13 protein-coding genes and 1 tRNA gene are annotated in these 14165 nt (G+C 71.2%); 4 read left to right on the top strand and 10 right to left on the bottom strand.

Features of this window, described 5'->3' with window-relative positions; translation table 11 throughout:
- Positions 1 to 53: 53 nt before the first annotated feature.
- Both ACWGI8_RS25685 and ACWGI8_RS25680 read left to right on the top strand, forming a co-directional pair.
- Positions 54 to 854: a YceI family protein gene (locus ACWGI8_RS25685; RefSeq protein ID WP_453664338.1), complete on the top strand. Its 801-nt coding sequence runs from the start codon at positions 54 to 56 to the stop codon at positions 852 to 854.
- 57 nt (positions 855 to 911) lie between these two features.
- Complete coding sequence (locus ACWGI8_RS25680) at positions 912 to 1382, top strand: PPOX class F420-dependent oxidoreductase (RefSeq protein ID WP_453664336.1); 471 nt, start codon at positions 912 to 914, stop codon at positions 1380 to 1382.
- 215 nt (positions 1383 to 1597) lie between these two features.
- Here the strand turns inward: ACWGI8_RS25680 and ACWGI8_RS25675 are convergent, their stop codons facing one another.
- From ACWGI8_RS25675 to ACWGI8_RS25635, 9 genes are all read right to left on the bottom strand, one after another.
- Complete coding sequence (locus ACWGI8_RS25675; protein WP_453664334.1) at positions 1598 to 2365, bottom strand: TetR/AcrR family transcriptional regulator; 768 nt, start codon at positions 2363 to 2365, stop codon at positions 1598 to 1600.
- Between the two features lie 44 nt (positions 2366 to 2409).
- The gene (locus ACWGI8_RS25670; protein ID WP_453664332.1) at positions 2410 to 3957 is read right to left on the bottom strand and encodes an MFS transporter; all 1548 of its coding nucleotides are present in this window, start codon (positions 3955 to 3957) and stop codon (positions 2410 to 2412) included.
- A 75-nt stretch (positions 3958 to 4032) separates the two neighbouring features.
- A complete protein-coding gene (locus tag ACWGI8_RS25665) occupies positions 4033 to 6282 on the bottom strand; it encodes an ArnT family glycosyltransferase (RefSeq protein ID WP_453664330.1) in 2250 nt (749 codons plus the stop codon).
- The gene (locus ACWGI8_RS25660; protein ID WP_453664328.1) at positions 6279 to 7661 is read right to left on the bottom strand and encodes a glycosyltransferase; all 1383 of its coding nucleotides are present in this window, start codon (positions 7659 to 7661) and stop codon (positions 6279 to 6281) included. Before ACWGI8_RS25660 ends, ACWGI8_RS25665 begins: the two co-directional genes overlap by 4 nt.
- Positions 7662 to 7687: 26 nt before the next feature.
- Complete coding sequence (locus ACWGI8_RS25655) at positions 7688 to 9211, bottom strand: sensor histidine kinase (protein ID WP_453664340.1); 1524 nt, start codon at positions 9209 to 9211, stop codon at positions 7688 to 7690.
- Positions 9212 to 9335: 124 nt separating this feature from the next.
- A complete protein-coding gene (locus ACWGI8_RS25650; protein ID WP_453664326.1) occupies positions 9336 to 10076 on the bottom strand; it encodes a response regulator transcription factor in 741 nt (246 codons plus the stop codon).
- Between the two features lie 67 nt (positions 10077 to 10143).
- The gene (locus tag ACWGI8_RS25645; protein ID WP_453664324.1) at positions 10144 to 11022 is read right to left on the bottom strand and encodes an amidohydrolase family protein; all 879 of its coding nucleotides are present in this window, start codon (positions 11020 to 11022) and stop codon (positions 10144 to 10146) included.
- 91 nt (positions 11023 to 11113) lie between these two features.
- A complete protein-coding gene (locus tag ACWGI8_RS25640) occupies positions 11114 to 11449 on the bottom strand; it encodes an antibiotic biosynthesis monooxygenase family protein (RefSeq protein ID WP_453664322.1) in 336 nt (111 codons plus the stop codon).
- A gap of 166 nt (positions 11450 to 11615) precedes the next feature.
- Positions 11616 to 12497: a DUF2797 domain-containing protein gene (locus ACWGI8_RS25635; RefSeq protein WP_453664320.1), complete on the bottom strand. Its 882-nt coding sequence runs from the start codon at positions 12495 to 12497 to the stop codon at positions 11616 to 11618.
- 190 nt (positions 12498 to 12687) lie between these two features.
- Between ACWGI8_RS25635 and ACWGI8_RS25630 the strand changes: the two genes are divergently transcribed.
- Together ACWGI8_RS25630 and ACWGI8_RS25625 are read left to right on the top strand one after the other, a co-directional pair.
- Complete coding sequence (locus ACWGI8_RS25630) at positions 12688 to 13014, top strand: carboxymuconolactone decarboxylase family protein (protein WP_453664318.1); 327 nt, start codon at positions 12688 to 12690, stop codon at positions 13012 to 13014.
- 374 nt (positions 13015 to 13388) lie between these two features.
- A complete protein-coding gene (locus ACWGI8_RS25625; protein ID WP_453664316.1) occupies positions 13389 to 13724 on the top strand; it encodes a hypothetical protein in 336 nt (111 codons plus the stop codon).
- Positions 13725 to 13883: 159 nt separating this feature from the next.
- On the opposite strand, the gene ACWGI8_RS25620 is transcribed toward ACWGI8_RS25625, so the two are convergent.
- A tRNA-Arg gene (locus ACWGI8_RS25620) sits at positions 13884 to 13956 on the bottom strand.
- Positions 13957 to 14165: the final 209 nt, after the last annotated feature.

Below are 14165 nucleotides of genomic sequence, written 5' to 3'. Positions count from 1 at the left end.
GGCAGGGGACGGCCTGCCGCCCCGGCGACTTATCGGCAAGGAGACGAAACGGGATGGGACTGCAGGCACAGGTACGGACCCGGGACGGCTGGGCGGTCCAGCACGCGGTGGTGACGGTGACGGACACGACCGGCGCGCAGGTACTGCGGGCCGAGGCGGACACGGACGGCGCGGTGAGGACCGACGTCCCCTTGCCGGCCGGTCCCCACACGGTGATCGTCACGGCGGTCGGCTACGCCCCGTCCGCCTCGACCGCACTGGTCACGGCGAGCGGACGGGCAGAGGTCGGCACGGTCGTGCTGGCCCGGCAGGGCGGGGCCGAACTGCCGCCGCCCGGCGTCTGGTCGGTGGATCCCGCGCACTCGTCGGTGGGCGCGGTCGCCCAGCACCTGGGGATCTCCAGCGTGCACGGCCGGTTCACCGAGTTCGACGGCCGGATCGACATCGCGGAGGACGTGGCGCGCTCCCGGGTGGACGCCGTGATCGGCGCGGCGTCCATCGACACCGGCAACGGCCTGCGGGACAAGCACCTCAAGTCGCCGGACTTCCTCGACGTGGAGCGCTTCCCGCAGATCACCTACCGCAGCCATGGGCTGACGCCGGCCGGACCGGACCGCTGGACGGTGCACGGCATGCTGTCCCTGCACGGGGTCGAGCGCGAGGTGGAGCTGTCGCTGTCGTACCTCGGCACGGGCCCCGACCCCTGGGGCGGCGTGCGAGCGGCCTTCCACGCCACGGCCGAACTGCGCCGGGAGGACTTCGCGATGAACTACAACCAGGTCGTGCAGGCGGGCATCTCGGCGATCGGGACGACACTGAAGGTGGAACTCGCCATTCAAGCAATCAAGGGGTGACAGGCGGTCCAGGGGTGTCAGGCGGTCCAGGGCGCGACCCTGCCCTAGGGTGCGGGCATGGCACCCAACATCGCGAGCACCACCCCGGTGGACCTGGACCAGTTGCTGGAGTTCGTACGGCCTCGCCACCGCGCGATCCTCCTCACCCGCCGCACCGACGACTCCCCGCAGGGCTCCCCGCTGACCTGCGGCGTCGACGACTCGGGCCGCATCGTCATCTCGACCTACCCCGAGCGCGCGAAGACCCGGAACGCAAAGCGGGACGAGCGGGTGAGCGTCATCGTGCTGAGCGACGACTGGGACGGACCGTGGGTCCAGATCGACGGCACGGCGGAGGTGATCGACGCGCCGGATTCGGTGGAACCCCTCGTGGAGTACTTCCGCAACGTCGGGGGCGAGCACCCGGACTGGGACGAGTACCGCGAGGCGATGATCAAGCAGAACAAGTCGATCATCCGGATCACTCCGGTGCGGTGGGGACCGGTGGCGAAGGGCGGCTTCCCCGCGAGGCTGAGCTCGAAGGCCTGACCTCTACTAGGCCCTGGCCCCGCCTCGCCCCTGCCCTGTCCTGCCGACGGGGCTCGTTCCGAGCCCGTCCGGCGTTCGAGGACGGACAGCCGGGGCGACCGGACGGTGCCGGGCACGACCTGGAGGTCCAGGGGAGATTGCCCCAGTTCCGGACGGCGGGGCGGGGGCAGTGTCCGATGTGCGGCTCCGCCGCGTGGGCCCGCCGCAGACGCCCCCTACCCCCGGGCCACCATCGTCTCGATGCCCGCGATCACCAGCTCCAGCGCGTTGTCGAAGTCCCGGTCGAGCATCTCCTCGACCGTGTCCCCGCCCCGCGCCTCGATGACCTTCTCCGCGTCCTGGAGCATCTCCGCGAGCTCGGGCATGCTCCGGGTTGCGCCCATGGCCTCCGCATAGAACTCGTCCAGCGACATCCCGGCGTCGACGCAGCGCTTCTTGAAGTGGCCCTCGACCGTGCCGATTCCGTAGACGAACTGGAAGACCGCGGCCATGCCGGCCGCCTGCCAGTTCAGCGGGAGTCCGGTGTTGCCGATGACCCCCTGCACGGTGCGCGCGAAGACCAGCGAGTGGGGGCCGATGTTCAGGTACGAACCGACGAGCGCGGAGACCCAGGGGTGGGCGACGAGCAACCGGCGGTACGCGGCGGCGAGTTCGCGGATCTGGTCGCGCCAGTCCGCACCCTCCTGCGCCGGGTCGGGCAGCCGCATTCCGCCGTAGACGGAGTCGAGGGCCAGTTCCAGCAGCTCGTCCTTGGTGTCGACGTACCAGTAGACCGACATCGCGGTCACGCCGATCTCCGCGGCGAGCCGGCGCATGGAGAACTTCGCCAGCCCTTCCGCGTCCAGCATCCGTACCGTCACCGCGGTGATCTTGTCCCGGTCGAGCCCGGACGGCTGGTCGGCCTTGCGGCCCCGGGGGGCCTTGCCCTCCAGCCATACGCTCGTCACCGCCCGGTGCTTCGTACGGTCGGCTGCCGACACCATGGCGTACCCTCCTCGTTCCCGTCGGCGGTCCCCCAGTTCAGATGCTATGCCGCCATCCGCACGGAGTCTGCCCGCTCGGCCCGCCGCAGCAGCACCGCGGCCAGCACTCCGCCCGCCAGCACCGCCGCCGCGCCGACGAGCTGGCTCGTCTGCAGACTGGCGGCGAAGGCATCGGCGATACGCGCCTTCTCCGCCGGGCTCTTGGCCGCGGCGAGCGCAGCGGGGAGCGAGGCCGCCGAGACGGCGACGAGCGAGGCGAACCGGGAGTTCAGCACGGCTCCGAGCACCGCGACGCCGAGGCCGTTGCCGAACTCCGCCAGCGTGCCGTTGACGCCCGCGCCCACACCCGCCTTCTCGGTCGGAATGGCACTCATGATCGCAGTGGCCATCGCGGGCTGCGAGACCGCGATACCGGCGCCCATCAGGACCAGGCCGAGCAGCATCCCTCCGTAGCTGCCGGCCGTACCGCCGCCGAGGACGGCTATGGCCGCAAGTCCGCCCGAGACCAGCGCCATACCGACGAGAACGGTGAGCGGCGTGCCGAGCTTGACCACGACCCTGGGGCCGAGGCCCGAGAGGTTGAGCACGACGATGGTGAGCGCGAACGGCGCCATGCGCAGACCGGCCTCCAGCGGCTCGTAGCCGAGCACGAACTGCAGATGCTGGGTGAGCAGGAAGATCGAGCCGCCCATGCCGAAGACGACGAGCAGTGCGCCCGCGACCGCGCCGACGAAGCGCTGGTTGCGGAAGAAGTGCATGTCCAGCATCGGATACGGGACGCGCAGCTCCCAGAGCGCGAACGCGCCGAGGACGAGGACCCCGATGACGGCCGGTACCAGCACCTGGGCGGAGAGCCAGCCGTGCTCCGGCCCGGTGATGATCGCGTACACCACGGCCGTCATACCGATGGTGGAGAGCAGCGCGCCGACGAGGTCGGGCCGGTCGCCCTGGACCGGGGGTCCGGGGGTTGCCCCCCGGAAAGACACAGCCTTGGACTCGGGGACGAGCTTCACGACGGCGATCAGACCGGCCAGCGCGACCGGCAGGTTGATCAGGAAGATCATGCCCCACCAGAAGTGGTTCAGGATGACGCCGCCGATCAGCGGTCCCGCGGCGAAGCCGAGCGAGCCCACGGTGGCCCAGAGCGCGATCGCCTTCACCCGCTCCTTCTCGTCGAAGATCTGCATGACCACGGCGAGGGTCGTGGTCATCAGGAGCGCGCCGCCGATGCCCATGCCCGCGCGGGCGGCGATCAGCTGCCCGGCGTCCTGGGCGAGTCCGGCCGCCAGTGAGCCGAGACCGAAGAGGGCGAGGCCCGCGGCGAGCATCTTCTTGCGGCCGTAGCGGTCGGCGGCGCTGCCCGCGGTGAGCAGGAGGCCCGACTGGACCAGTGAGTACGCGTTGATCATCCACTGGATGTCGGCGGTCGAGGCGTCGAGCTCCGTGGTGAGGGAGGGGATCGCGACGCTGAGGACGGTGTTGTCGAGCAGCACGGTGAGCTGGGCGAGGCAGATGACGCCGAGGATCAGCCAGCGCTGCGGGTGGCCGCCGGTGGGGGCGGTGGAGGTGGTCTCGGCGGTCGTCGCCGTCATCTCCGGGCTCCTTGTACGGTGTACGGGACTTGGTCTCGTACACCGTACAAGGGTTTCTCATACGCTGTATAGGGATTACTTTTCGGCCGTCAGGTCGTAGAGGGTGGTGCCGTCCACGGTGACCTGGGTGAAGTTCTCCTCGACCCAGGTGGAGATCCCGCTACTGGCGTTGCCTCCGGGGCCGCCCATGCCGCCGCCCATGCCGCCGCTCGTGATGAAGTAGTGGATCTTCCCCGCGGCGACGTACTGCTTGAACTGCGCGAGGGTCGGGGACGGGTCGCTGCCGTTGAAGCCGCCGATCGCCATGACCGGCTTCTCGGTGGCGAGCTGGTAGCCGGCGGCGTTCTGGGAGCCGATGGCGGCGGCGGCCCAGGTGTAGTCGGAGGCGTTCTGCTTGAGCTTGTCCGCGACGGCGGAGCTGACGTCGGCGCCGTTGAGGAGGCCGCCCATGCCGCCGCCACCGCGGCCGGGGAGTTCACCCTGACCCAGGCCCTGGCCCTGCCCGCCCTGACCCGCGCCGGGCATCTGACCCTGCTGGTTCTGGCCCATGCCGGGCATCTGGCCCTGTTGGCCCTGACCTTGGCCGCCCTGGCTGCCCTGGCCGCCCGTCGGGGGCTGGCCCATGCCACTGCCAGGCATTCCGCCGGGCATCGCTCCGGTCGTACCGGGCGGCATCATCCGCGCCCCGCCGCCGTCACCGCCGCGGCCGCCAGGACCACCGCCGCCCGGACCGCCCCGCATCGAGGCCGGACCCGCCGTCACGATCGAGCCCTGATGACCGGTGTCCAGCGTGGACAGGGTGTACGCCAGCGGCCCGGCGAGCCCGGCCGCCAGACCGAGGCCGGCCGCACCGAGCGCAAGCCGTCGCCCGAGCCGCCCCGCGAACAGCAGCCCGGCCGCCGCCACGAGGCCACCCACCAGCACCGCCGGGCCGAGCCAGGGCACGAAGTCCTCCGCACGGCCCAGCAGCACGTATGCCCAGACCGCGGTCGCGGCCGCCGTGGCTGCCAGCGCCACACGCGAGGCGAACTGCGCGCGCTCCTCCCACAGCACCGTCGTGCCCATGCCGACGAGCGCCGCGATGTACGGGGCCAGCGCCACCGTGTAGTACTCGTGGAAGATGCCGGCCATGAAGCTGAAGACCGCGAGGGTCATCAGCAGCGAGCCGCCCCACACCAGGAAGGCGGACCTGGCGGTGTCGGTGCGCTTCGCCCGCCACAGGGTGACCAGCCCCGCGGCCAGCAGGATCAGCGCTGCGGGCAGCAGCCAGGAGATCTGGCCGCCGATGCTCTCGTTGAGCATCCGCCCGATGCCGGTCTCGCCCCAGCCGCCGCCCGGACGGCCGTCACCGCCGCCGCCTCCGCCTCCGCCGCCGCCCGCGCTGCCGGTCTCGTTGCCGTTGATCCGGCCGAGGCCGTTGTAGCCGAAGGTGAGCTCCAGGAAGCTGTTGTTCTGCGAGCCTCCGATGTACGGGCGCGAGGACGCGGGCCACAGTTCGACGATCGCGACCCACCAGCCGCCGGACACGATCAACGCCAGCCCGGCGAGCGCGAGTTGGCCGAGGCGTCGCCGTACGGTCGTGGGCGCGCACACCGCGTACACGACCGCCAGCGGCGGAAGAATCAGAAAGGCCTGCAAAGTCTTGGTCAGAAACGCGAAGCCGACCGCGACGCCCGCCCACACCAGCCACTTGGTACGCGCGCCTTCGAGGGCGCGCAGCACGCAGTACACGGTGACGGTCATGAGCAGCGCGAGCAGCGCGTCAGGATTGTTGAACCGGAACATCAGCGCGGCGACCGGAGTGAGCGCCAGCACCGCTCCCGCGATCAGCCCGGCCGCCGGGCTGAACCGCCGCCGCACGGCCGCGTACACGACGCCGACCGTGGCCACGCCCATCAGCACCTCGGGCAGCAGGATCTGCCACGAGCCGAGGCCGAACAGCCGCACGGACAGGGCCATGGGCCAGAGGGCGGCGGGCGGCTTGTCGACGGTGATGGAGTTCGCGGCGTCGGAGGAGCCGAAGAAGAAGGCCTTCCAGCTCTCACTGCCGGCCTGAACCGCGGCGGAGTAGAAGGAGTTGGCGTATTCGGAGGCGCTGAGGTTGTACAGGTACAGCAGCCCGGTGAGCACGAGAAGCGCGAGCACGGCGGGCCGCACCCAGGCGGGGTCCTCGGCCCCCCCCCGCCAGATCCGGGCGCGGGGCGGGGCGGCGTGCGCCGCCCCATCGGCCGCCGCCCCATCGGCCGCCGCCTCGGCGGCCCGGAGCGACGCGGAAGCGTCAGCGCCCGGCAGCCCCTCGTACTTGTCGTGCGGCAGAGTCGTCATCGTCGAGTCCCCGTGTTCGTGTTCGTCGCGGTCGTGTTCGTCGTCGTGTTCGCGGCTGTCTCGTCGCCGCAACGCAGGCCTCGCAGCTGAACGGTCGCGTCGCCGTACTGCTCGTGTCCGGGCCCCGCGGGGCCGTCGCCGTGCCGGTCCGGGAAGACCCACGCGCGGAAGAGCAGGAAACGGAGCACCGTCGCCGCGAGGTTGGCGACGATCAGGACCGCCAGTTCCGTGCCGTGGGACGGACTGCCGGAAGCCGCGTCGAGCGCCGCGAGGGAGCCACTGGTGAGGGCGAGGCCGATGCCGAAGACGACGAGGCCCTGGGCCTGGTGGCGTACGGCGCGCTCCCGCCCTCGTACCCCGAACGTGAGCCTCCGGTTCGCCGCCGTGTTGGCGACGGCCGACACCAGCAGCGCGCCCGCGTTGGCCGACTGCGGCCCGACGCCCGCGCGGAAGGCGGAGTACAGCAGCAGATAGAAGAGCGTGGAGAGCGCGCCGACCACGCAGAAGCCGACCAGTTGCCGGGCCAGTCCGCCCGGTACGCCGCTGAGTTGCCGGTCCCTCGGGTCGTCGCCGAACGGCCGCGCCAGCCGGTCCAGCGGCAGTGCGCCGACCGCCAGCGCGCGCCCCACGCGCCAGACGCCCTTCAGGTCGTCGACGGCCGTCCGCACGATGTGGACGGTGGAGTCGGGGTCGTCGACCCAGTCCACCGGCACCTCGTGGATCCGCAGCCCCGCCCGCTCGGCCAGCACCAGCAGCTCGGTGTCGAAGAACCACCCGGTGTCCTCGACCATCGGCAGCAGCCGCTCGGCGACGTCCCGCCGTATCGCCTTGAACCCGCACTGCGCGTCGGAGAAGCGGGCGGCCAGCGAGGAGCGCAGGATCAGGTTGTAGGCCCGGGAGATGAATTCCCGCTTCGGGCCGCGCACCACGCGCGACGACCGCGCGAGCCGCGACCCGATCGCGAGATCCGAGTGCCCGGAGATCAACGGGGCGACCAGCGGCAGCAGCGCGTTGAGGTCGGTGGACAGATCCACGTCCATGTACGCGAGGACGGGCGCGTCGGAGGCCGCCCACACGGCGCGCAGCGCACGGCCGCGCCCCTTATCCTCCAGCCGGTACGCCCGTACCCCCGGGATCGAGGCTTCGAGCGCGGCCGCCACCTGCGGCGTGCGGTCGGTGCTCGCGTTGTCGGCGACCGTGATCCGGAAGCTGTACGGGAATGTGCGCGCGAGGTGGCTGTGGAGCCGCCGTACGCACGGCTCCAGATCCTTCTCCTCGTTGTAGACGGGAATCACCACGTCGAGTACGGGCGTGCCCGCCATGCCGACGGGCAGATGCTCCCGTGCCGGCAGGGTGCCCGGTGCAGTGTCGGTTCGCATGGCCCTGACTCTCGCCAGGGCTGCTGTCACGGCTGTGTGGTGAGCCTGTGCGCCGTCTGTGAGTCCCGGATCTCCTGCCCGAGCCGCGCGAGCGGCAGACGTACGGAGAAGACCGTGCGGCCCGGCACGCTCTCCACGCCCACCGTCCCGCCGTGCGCGGCGACGACGGCCTGCACGATCGCCAGCCCGAGACCCGTGCTCCCGGCGTGCCGCGAGCGCGAGGCGTCACCGCGTGCGAAACGTTCGAAGACGTGCGGGACCAGTGCGGGTGCAATGCCGGGCCCGTCGTCCCGGACCTCCAAGGCGACGGCCGTCCGGCAGTCGAGGGGCCGGACCCGCGCGGTCACCGTGGTCCCGGGCGGGGTGTGGGTACGGGCATTGGCCAGCAGATTGACCAGTACCTGCTGGAGCCGTGCCGGGTCGGCCCGTACCGTCACGGGTTCGTCCGGCAGGTCCAGCCGCCACAGGTGGTCCTGTCCGGCGGCGCGGGCATCGCTCACCGCGTCCACGACGAGCATCGAGAGATCGGTGCTCTCGTACGAGAGCGGCCGTCCCGCGTCGAGGCGCGCCAGCAGCAGCAGATCTTCGACCAGCCCCGTCATCCGGGTCGCCTCCGCCTCGATCCGCCCCAGCGCATGGCGGGTGTCGGGCCCGGTCTCCTCCCGGCCGCGGCGCGTCAGCTCGGCGTACCCGCGGATCGAGGCGAGCGGAGTGCGCAACTCATGGCTGGCGTCCGCGACGAACTGCCGTACCCGCGTCTCGCTCTCCTGCCGCGCGTGCAGCGCGGAGTGGACATGGTCGAGCATCCGGTTGAGCGCCGCGCCGACCTGTCCGACCTCGTTGCGCGGATCGGCCTCGGCGTCCGGTACGCGCTCGTACAGCGCCACCTCGCCGCTGTGCAGCGGGAGTTCGGAGACCCGGGCGGCGGTCGCGGCGACCCGCCGCAGCGGCCGCAGCGCGACCCCGACGAGCGTCCCGCCCGCCAGCCCGGCGGCGATCAGCCCGGCACCGGTCACACAGATCTCGACGACGACGAGCGTGCCGATGGTGCTGTGCACCTCGGCGAGCGGTACGCCGACGAGGAACGCGCCGTTGCCGCCCGACACGTACTCGACGCGGTAGTCGCCGAGCCCGGGGATCTCCACGCTGTGCGCCTTGAGGTCACGCGGGACACCGGCGAGCGCCGCCTTCTCCGCCTCCGCCAGCGCACGGTCCGTGAGCTGCGGACCTCCGTCCGTTTCCTGCTGTGCGGAGACGAGCCCGTCACCGAGGGAGCCGTCGGCGGCCACCTCGGCACCGACCGTGCCGAGCGGCGCGCCGCCCCCGGTGACGAACCGCAGCGGGTTGTCCGGCAGCCGCAGGCCGCGGGGTGCCTCCGGCGGCGGCCCGGCGGCCCGCAGCGCGAGACCGTGCAGCTGCTCGTCCTTCTGCCCGTACAGATAGGTCCGCAGCGCGAACGTCGTGACCGTGCCGATGACCGCCGCGACGACCGCGATCAGCACGACCGCCGAAACCACGAGCCGGGTCCGCAGCGACCATCTCCGGCCCATGTCACGGGTCGCCGGGCCACTCACCGGACCAGTCGCCCGGCCACTCACCGGACCGGTCGCCCGGCCACTCACCGGACCACTCACCGGGCTGTTCACCGGACCACTCGCCCGGTTGCTCACGGGGCTACTCCCCGGGCTTGATCAGATACCCCGCACCGCGCCTGGTGTGGATCATCGGGGAGCGGCCGGCGTCGATCTTCCGCCGCAGATAGGAGATGTAGAGCTCGACGACGTTGGCCTGGCCGCCGAAGTCGTACGACCAGACACGGTCGAGGATCTGCGCCTTGCTGAGCACGCGCCGCGGATTGCGCATCAGATAGCGCAGCAGCTCGAACTCGGTCGCCGTGAGATGGATCGGCGTACCGGCCCGGGTCGCCTCGTGGCTGTCCTCGTCGAGGGTCAGGTCACCGACGGCGAGCAGCGATTCGCTCCGTACGGCCGAGGCCGCCCCCGAGCGCCGGATCAGCCCGCGCAGCCGCGCCACGACCTCCTCCAGGCTGAACGGCTTGGTGACGTAGTCGTCGCCGCCCGCCGTAAGACCCGCGATCCGGTCCTCGACGGCGTCCTTCGCCGTGAGGAACAGCACGGGCACGTCGGGCAGTTCGCGCCGCAGCCTGCCGAGGACGGCCAGCCCGTCCATGTCGGGCAGCATCACATCCAGGATCACGGCATCGGGCCGGAAGGAGCGCACCGAGCGCAGCGCGCCCGCGCCGTCGCCGGCGCTGCGCACCTCCCACCCTTCGTAGCGCAGCGCCATGGAGAGCAGCTCGGCGAGGGAGGCCTCGTCGTCCACGACGAGCACGCGGACGGCGCCGCCGTCCGGCCTGCGCAGTTCGGTGCGTCCCAGGGGAGAGGTCGTCGTCATGGTCCCACCCTCGGACCGTGCCGTGAGAGCCGCCTTTCCCCTGCCTGTGAATTCCCTGAGAACCGTCTCAGGGACGCAGCGAGAAGAGCCGGGCGCCGTTCTCGTAACAGACCGCTCGCAGCCAGTCGTCCCCCAGCTCCAGCCGCTCCAGCGCCCTCAGCTGGTGCGGATACGGGTACGGGATGTTCGGGAAATCGGTCCCGAGCAGCACCCGCTCCCCGAGATCCGCCAGCCGCGCCCGCTCGCTCACCGGGAAGGGGCTGAGCCGCTCGCTGAAGTCCGTGAACGCCATCGTCGTGTCCAGCCGCACCTCGCCGTACCGCTCCGCAAGGTCCAGGAAGTCCGTGTACTCCGGTATCCCCATGTGCGCCACGATCAGCGGCAGCCGCGGATGGCGTGCGAGCAGCCGCGCGACCGGCTCCGGCCCGGTGTACTTTCCGGGGACCGGTCCGGAGCCGCAGTGCATCACGACCGGGATCCCCGCGTCGGAGAGCAGCCCCCACACCGGGTCGAGCAGCGCGTCGTTGGCGTCGTACGCCCCGACCTGAATGTGCGACTTGAAGACGCGCGCCCCGCTCTCGACGGCCCGGCGTACGTACCGCTCCACACCTTCCTCGGGGTAGAAGGTCGCCGTGTGCAGGCAGTCGGGCGTCCGGGCGGCGAAGTCGGCGGCCCAGCCGTTCAGCCACTCCGCCATGCCCGCCTTGTGCGGATAGAGCAGCGAGGTGAAGGCCCGCACCCCGAACCCCTGGAGCAGCGCGATCCGCCGGTCCTCCTCCTCGCGGTACGCGATGGGCCACTTGACCCCGGTCAGCGGCCCTACGGCGTCGAAGTACGCCCACACCTTGTCGAGGACGCGCTCGGGCATGAAGTGCGTGTGCACGTCGACGAGTCCGGGCAGCCCGAGCCGCTCCCAGAACGCCCGCACCTCCTGAGCCTCACTCACGCTGCTCAGGCTGCCCCCGCTGTCCCTACTGCCCTCGCTGTCCCCGCTGTCCCCGCTACTCGAACTGCTCGCGCTACTCGCGCTACTCGCGCTACTCGCGCTCAAAGGCGTAGCTCCGCTCGACCTTGCCGACATGAACGCTGTAGCGCTCGTACCACTCGGCGCGCCCCTGCCTGATCGCGCTCTGGTGCTCCAGGTTCTTCCGCCAGACGGCTATGGCCTCCTCGTCCCGGAAGTAGCCGACGGTGATGCCGAGCCCGCCGGGGGTGCGGGCCGACTCGTACCCGAGAAAGCCGGGCACCTGCTCGACCAGCTCCTGCATACGGACGGCGGTCTCGCCGTAGCCGCTCGGATCTTCCTTCAGGTGGGACGTGAACACCACGGTGTAGTAAGGCGGTTCAATGCCCGCCACAAGGTGATCGCTCATGACGAACACCCTCCGACGTGCGTCGATGCGGTGTCCAGGTGCCCGGTCGAAAGGGATCCCATTCTTTACTGTCTCGACCTCCTCGACCGCCTCGACCGTCCGGGCCGTCTCGACCGTCCGGGCCGTCCCGACCGTCCAGGCCGTCTCGACCCTGTTGACCGTACGGTCAGAAAAGCCCGTCCTGTACGCCGCGTGGCAGCTCGTCGACCGGCACGGTCAGGGGGCCGCGCGGATCGGCGCCGACCAGCTCCCACCCGGACAGCAGGCGGGTGTCCACCACAACCACCCGCCCCTCAAGGGTGCTCAGGTGCAGATCGGGCCCGGCCGCGGCGAGCAGCCGCCCCGCGACGGTCCCGCCGTCCACCAGCTCCCGCACCACACCCGAGGCCGCTGGGAGCCCTTCGAGCCCGAACACCCCGACGTGGTCGACCACCTCGAACCCGACCCGCTCCAGCGCCTCCGGCCACCCCGCGAGCCCCACGGCCCTCGCGTACAGCTCCGTGACCTCGGCGGCCCGTTCGCCCGCGCCGGCCGGCAGCAGCGCGCGCACCGCACGCTTCCGCGCGTACGGGATACGGTCCGGCACGCCCAGCGCGGCGCGCAGCAGCTCCTCCGTACGCCGCGCCGCCATCAGCGGCCCGCGCCCCAGCCAGCCGAACACCACGGCCCCCTGCTCCAGCAGCCGGGCCGCGCCCCGCTGCTCGGCGGTGATGCCGACCTTCACCATCCCGGGGCCGAACCAGGCCAGGTACACCCGGTACGTCCGCGGGTCGTCGGCGATGGTGTCGGCGGCCACCGAGTGCGCCCGGTCCAGCCGCGCACACTCCGGGCACAGCCCGCCCGTACTCCGCCCCGGGACGACGGCCCCGACCGGACACGCGTTCCCCCGGGCCCCCAGGCAGCCGCGCTCCCCGACGCCACGGAACCCGATCTCCTGCCCGTACCCGAGCCGGCTCTCCCGCCGCGCCCCGCCCCGCGCCCACCGCAGCACCGGGACCCCCTGGCCCCAGCCCATCCCCCGGCACTGCCACCGGCCGCCGACGCTCATGCCCCGTGCTCCTCAACCACATCCAACCCAAGTGACCCCCGGATCATCTCCAGGAGGTTCCTCGGACGATCCCCTGAACAGGCAGTCCGCGGCAAACGGACTTACGGTCGAGCAGTAGACGCTGCACCGGGATGCGGAGCCCCTACCGCCCGCTGATCCTCGTCACCACACCAACAGGAGACATCCCGCCATGGCCACAGCATCTGAAACCCCGGTACTGGACACCCTCGCCGCGATGACGGTCGACTCGATCGAGCGGTGCGGGCTGGCCCCGGACATGTTCATGCTCACCCGCATCGCGGCCCTCGCCGCCTCGGACGCTCCGCCGATCTCCTACGTCGCCCACATCGACCCCGCCCTCCAGGCCGGCATGACCACCGAGCAGCTGCAGGATGTCCTGGTCGCCATCGCCCCCATCGTGGGAACAGCCCGCGTCATGACGGCAGCCGGCAACATCGCCAAAGCACTCGGCATCGCGATCGCCGTCGCCGACGCCGAGGCGGAGGGCGGAGCGTAGAGACGCACCGCCCCGTGCCACTGCCCGACGCAAGAGGCCCCCGGATCATCTCCGGGGGCCTCTCAGCTGTGTGCACTCGGCAGGATGGGAACCTGCGGGCTCGGCCTTCGACGAACGGCCGCTGTGGTTGCGGTACTCCACCGTTGTACAGAGCGAACCGGTTGCCCGGCTCAAGGACGACACGGTGACGGCACCGCCCCCTCACGGGAAACACTTCGACGAACAAGCAGAACATATCGCCCATGTGGGGTGATGCATTCACGGCGGAACGGAGTGAGGCTTTCCCCATCGACGCCCTGTTCGACCGATGCCGCCGGTGACGGTGCCGTCACGCCCGACCGGCCCCACTGGTAGCGCCCAAGGGAGGAAGAACGATGAACCGGACACGCCGTCTCGCAGCACTCGCACCCCTGGTCGTCCCCGCGCTCGCGCTGGGCCCTGCGGTTGCCGCATACGCGTCGACCACCACAGCACCCGGCGCCGCGCCCAGCGCGACGTGCAATGTCGAAAGAGAGTCGAACGGCAAGTACCACCTTTGGGGTGTGGGATTCCCCGGCAGCGCGAAGGTGACCTACTCGGGGTCCAGCTCGGGCACCGTCTCAACGGACGATCGGGGAAGGTTCGACGTCGACGGTCTCAGCGGGGCCAAATTCGCCGTCAAGACAGGCGGCGGAACGACGACGATCACCTGCGTCATGGTCGAGCACTGAGGATTCCGCGCACGGCGGCCCCGACGAACTCCACGAAGGCGGCCACCGGGACGGTCACGGCGTGCCACTTCGGGGCTCTTCGAGTCACAGATGGCCGTTGGTGTCACCCGCTGATGCCAGAAGCCCCTCGGGATGATCCCGAGGGGCTTCTGAGCTGTGTGCACTCGGCAGGATTCGAACCTGCAACCTTCTGATCCGTAGTCAGATGCTCTATCCGTTAAGCTACGAGTGCTTGTCTCCCGGGCTTTTCGGCCCGGTCGGCGTTGCGGGAACAACATTACATGACCTGCGCCGTCAGGCGAAATCCATTAGCCAAACCCTGCCTGACCTGCGCAGATGCCCGTACGCCCGCACAAGCGCCCACCCCTGGGGACTCCCTGGCGAGACTCATTGGAGAACGACCGGGAACGACCGGGTCCCGGCCGGGAACGACCGAAGCCC

Source organism: Streptomyces sp. NPDC054841 (assembly GCF_053611045.1).
This window is presented reverse-complemented; position numbering and strand designations above follow the sequence as displayed.